Below are 4,707 nucleotides of genomic sequence, written 5' to 3'. Positions count from 1 at the left end.
GAAGGCGTATGTACCGCACGAAACCCGCCAGGCGCCGACCCTGCTGGAACTTCTCGAATCGCTGGAATCCGCCGAGGGGAAGCGGTTTGCAAACATCGGAAAGGTTTTCGTCACCGGTTCGGGGGCGATGCCCCTGGCCGAACCCCTGGGTGCCTGTTTCGTACAGGAGGTCAACGCCGTGGTCCTGGCGGCGGAGCGGCTTCATCCGGATGTGCGCAGTATCGTCGAGCTGGGCGGGCAGGATGCCAAGATCATCCATTTTAGAGAGAACGGGGACGGCCGGCGCAGCGTGCTGACCGCCATGAACGACAAGTGCGCCTCGGGGACGGGTGCCACGATCGAAAAGTGCACGCTGAAAGTGGGGATGGACCACGAAGCGCTCGTGAAACTCCGCTACGACCCGACGAAACTCCATCGTGTCGCGGCCAAATGCGGCGTTTTCGCCGAAACCGACATCGTCAACCTCCTCAAAAGCTCGGTGCCCGCCGACGAGATCATGAACTCCCTGGCCGACGCCATCGTCATGCAGAACCTGACGGTGCTCACCCGAGGCCATACGCTGCGCCCGCGCCTGCTGCTGCTTGGCGGCCCCAACGCGCGCCTGCCTTTCCTGCAGCAGTGCTGGCGCCACCGTATCGCCGAGTTGTGGCGCGAGCGGGATATCGTGTTTGACGAAAGCGGGCTGGAGGAGCTGGTACTGGTACCGGAAAACGCCGAATACTACGCGGCGTACGGCGCCGTTCTGTTCGGAGAGACCAGAAGTGGCGAAGGTGTGTTTCGCGGGCTGGAGCCGCTGCGAAATCTGGTGGCCACCCGATCCGCGGGGCGGCGACCCGGCAGCGACGGGCCGCTCGTAAAGAACGAAGCGGAGCTGGCGGCTTTCAAAAAACGCTATGCCCTGCCCGATGCGGCCTATGCGCCGCCAAGGCATCCCGTACGCTGCTGGCTGGGAATCGACGGCGGCTCCACCAGCTCCAAAGCGGTGCTGATGGACGACGACGGGAAGATCGTTTTCAAGGCCTACCGCCTCTCGAAAGGCAATCCCATCGAGGACACTCTCGGACTGCTTCGCGAAATCGAAGCGTTCGATCCGCAAGGCATGCTGCGAATCGCGGGGCTCGGGGTGACGGGCTACGCCGCGGAGGTGCTGAACGGGGCTTTGAGAGCCGACGCCGCGATTATCGAGACGGTGGCCCACATGAAGAGCGCCCAAGCGCTCTTCGGCGATGGTATCGACGTCATCTGTGACGTGGGCGGGCAGGATATCAAGGTGCTCTTTCTCGAAAACGGCATGCTCAAGAATTTTCGCCTCTCCAATCAGTGCAGCGCCGGCAACGGCATGCTGTTGCAGAGCATGGCCAGGCAGTTCGGCGTGGCGATGGAGGAGTTCGCCGAAACGGCGTTTCGCGCCCGACAGACGCCCCGTTTCAACTATGGATGCGCCGTCTTTCTCGATACCGACCGGGTCAACTTCCAGAAAGAGGGATACACCAAAGAGGAGCTTTTCGCCGGCATTGCGAAAGTGCTGCCCAAAAACATCTGGCAGTATGTGGTCCAGAGCGCCGAACTTTCGCTGCTGGGACGCCGATTCGTCCTGCAGGGCGGCACCCAGCGCAACCTTGCCGCGCTCAAAGCGCAGGTGGACTACATAAAGTCGAAAGTGCCGGAAGCGGAGGTGTTTTTGCATCCCCATTGTGCCGAGGCGGGCGCCCACGGGGCCGCCATCGAGGCAAAGAGCCGGGTCGCCCGGAGGGGAGAGAGCACTTTCGTCGGCCTGAAAAGGGCGTTGGAACTGCGTTACACCACCCGTACCGACGAGAAAACCCGTTGCAGGTTCTGCCCCGTTCACTGTTCCCGTACTTTCATCGATACGGCCATACCGGGTGAAAAAACGGTGCGCTACATCGCCGGGTTCGCCTGCGAAAACGGCACCGCCGAATCGCCCGAAGCCCTGAAAGCCCTCAAAGCCTCCCGCAGGGCGCTGCAGCGGCGTGTGCCGAATCTCGTCGAAGCAGAGAGCCGGCGCCTGTTCGCATCGCCGGAGGATCTGCCCGAAATGCCCGAAGATGGTACGCCCGTGACGGTGTGCCGGACCCTTCCGCTCTTTGGCACCGTCTGGTCTCCCGTGCTTCGGTGGCGTTCGCTCAAACGGTTTCGGCGATCTCCTTCGTCGGTTTCGACGGCCCGTCGATCGGTGGTGGTGGCGATACCCAGGGTGCTCAACCTCTACAGCGCGGCGCCGCTGATGCGCGCCTATCTGGAACTGCTCGGCATCCCCGGCGAAAATATTCTCTTTTCCGATACCACCAGCGAAAAACTCTACCTGGAGGGGGCGAAGCGGGGATCGGTGGACGCCTGTTTTCCGGCCAAGGCGGCGCTGGCACACGTCTGGTCGCTGCTGCACAGCTCCAAATTCACGCACCGGGGTGTCACCCATATCTGGTTTCCGGCCGTCGTCTCTCTTCCTTCGCCGGTCACCCATACGAGAGGCCATGCCGCCTGCCCGGTCGTCACCGGCACGCCGAAAGTGGTCTGCAGCGCCCTGGTCAAGGAGCGCGACATCTTCGCCGAGAGGGGGGTGGCGTTCGTCGACGGTCCCCTCGATTTCGCCGAACCGGAACTTCTGGCGAAGCAGCTTTTCGCAACCTGGGGAGAGCGGCTGGGCCTGACACGGGACGAGAGCGACTGGGCGGCCGCAAAGGCGACCGAAGCGCTGCGCCGTTTCGACGAACGGATGGAAGCCGAAGGCCGCCGCATCCTCGAAGAGGCCGAAGCGGAGGGGAAAGTGGCGGTGCTGCTGCTGGGACGCCCCTACCATGCCGACCCGGGGCTGCACCACGACATTCCCGCCATGTTCCAGTCTCTGGGGTATCCGGTCCTCTCCATGCGGGCCCTGCCGAAGGATCCCGTATGGCTCTATCGCTGGTTCGCGGACGACATCGCCGCTGGGCATATCGCCGATGTCTTCGATATTCGCGACGTGTGGCCCGAAAACTTTTCGGTCAACTCCGCCCAGAAGGTTTGGGCCGCCAAATTCGCCGCGCGCCACCCCAACATCGCCGTGGTGGACCTGAGCAGTTTCAAATGCGGCCACGACGCGCCGACCTATGCCATCGTCGACAAAATTCTCGGCGCCAGCCGCACGCCCCATCTGACGCTGCACGACATCGACGCCAACAAACCGGGGGGTTCCATAAAGATCAGGGTACAGACCTTCGCTTACGCACTCGAAGAGTACGAAAGAGCCCTCGAAGCCCGGAAAACAGCGGTGAAAGAGAAGGTGACGGCATGAGCGGCTGCCCCGACTGCCGGCCTTTTCGCCCAGACGGAATTCTGGGATATCTGGGCCGCAAGCCCACACAGTGGCGGGAAAACAAAAACAGGCCCTTCGAAAGAGGCAAAACCACGATCCTCTTCGGAGGGCTCACGCCACTGCGCGATTCGCTCGTCATGGCCGCGCTCCGGTCACTGGGAGAGAATTTCGCGGCGCTTCCGCAGCCGGACCTGAAGGCATTCCAAACGGGCAAAGCCTACGGAAACAGAGGGCAGTGCAACCCGACCTACTTCACCGTCGGCAACCTGGTCAACCATCTCGTGAGACTCAGAGACGAGGAGGGTATCCCCACCGAACGCATCCTGAAAGAGTACTGTTTCGTCACCGCCGGCGGATGCGGCCCCTGCCGATTCGGAATGTATGTGACCGAATACCGCAAAGCCCTGAGAGACGCCGGATTCGAAGGATTCAGGGTTTTCGAGTTCGACCATACCGGAAGCATTTTCCAGAGGTCGGGCGAGAACGAGGGGTTTCTCTTTTCGCCCCGTTTTTTCCTGACACTGCTGCGCGCCATTGTCGTCGGCGACATCCTGACGCTGCGGGGATTTCAAATGCGCCCGTACGAAACCGAAAAAGGGAGCGTCGACGAAGCGCTGCGAAGATGCCGGGCCGTGGCGGCCGAAGCGCTGGAGTCGGGCGGAGCGCTGCTTCCCGCCCTCTGCCGCTGCAGAAAGATTTTAGACGGCGTGAGGCTCGATGGGACGAAAAGACGGCCCAGAGTGATGGTGATCGGAGAGTTCTGGGCCGCCATGACCGAAGGTGAGGGCAACTACCGCCTTTTCCGGTTTCTGGAAGAGGAGGGGTGCGAAGTGATGACGCAGCCCGTCACCGCCCGCCTGCTCGTCAATATCTGGGAAGCGAAACACGAAGCGGCCAAACGCTCGCATCTTCCCGGGGAGGGCCCGTTTCTGGATCCGGAGCCGCTGAAACGCTATCTGCTCAACCGTCTGGGCCGATTCGGCCTGAAGGCGCAGTGGAGCCTCTACGCCGCGGCCCTGGGGCTGAAAGGCTACCGCCTGCCCGATGTGGACCGTCTGGCGAGACTGGCCGCCCCGTGGTATACCCTCGACGCTACCGGCGGTGAAGGGCACATGGAGGTGGGCCACTTCATCGAGTGCGCCGAAAAAGGGTGCGCCGACCTGGTTATCAGCGTCAAACCGTTCGGCTGCATGCCCTCTTCGGCCGTCAGCGACGGCATCCAGTCCCTCGTGACCGCCCGCTATCCGAACCTCCCTTTTCTGGCCGTCGAAACCTCCGGAGAGGGTGCTGTCAACTTCTACTCCCGTATCCAGATGGTACTCTTCAAAATCAAAACATAAAAACCGACCGCCGACAGAGAAAAAATAGACGAGCGTAATCAATTATTTTTTCAT

Annotated in this window: 2 protein-coding genes; both read left to right on the top strand. The window is 62.0% G+C overall.

Annotated features, from left to right (window positions below; translation table 11 throughout):
* Positions 1 to 3,292 (top strand): BadF/BadG/BcrA/BcrD ATPase family protein (locus Q1K23_RS07105; RefSeq protein ID WP_300363452.1); only part of this gene is annotated, 3,292 nt, incomplete at its 5' end.
* The gene (locus tag Q1K23_RS07100) at positions 3,289 to 4,653 is read left to right on the top strand and encodes a hypothetical protein (protein WP_300363451.1); all 1,365 of its coding nucleotides are present in this window, start codon (positions 3,289 to 3,291) and stop codon (positions 4,651 to 4,653) included. The genes Q1K23_RS07105 and Q1K23_RS07100, both read left to right, overlap by 4 nt.
* Positions 4,654 to 4,707: the final 54 nt, after the last annotated feature.

Source organism: Hydrogenimonas sp. (assembly GCF_029933015.1).
Taxonomy (GTDB): Bacteria; Campylobacterota; Campylobacteria; order Campylobacterales; family Hydrogenimonadaceae; genus Hydrogenimonas.
This window is presented reverse-complemented; position numbering and strand designations above follow the sequence as displayed.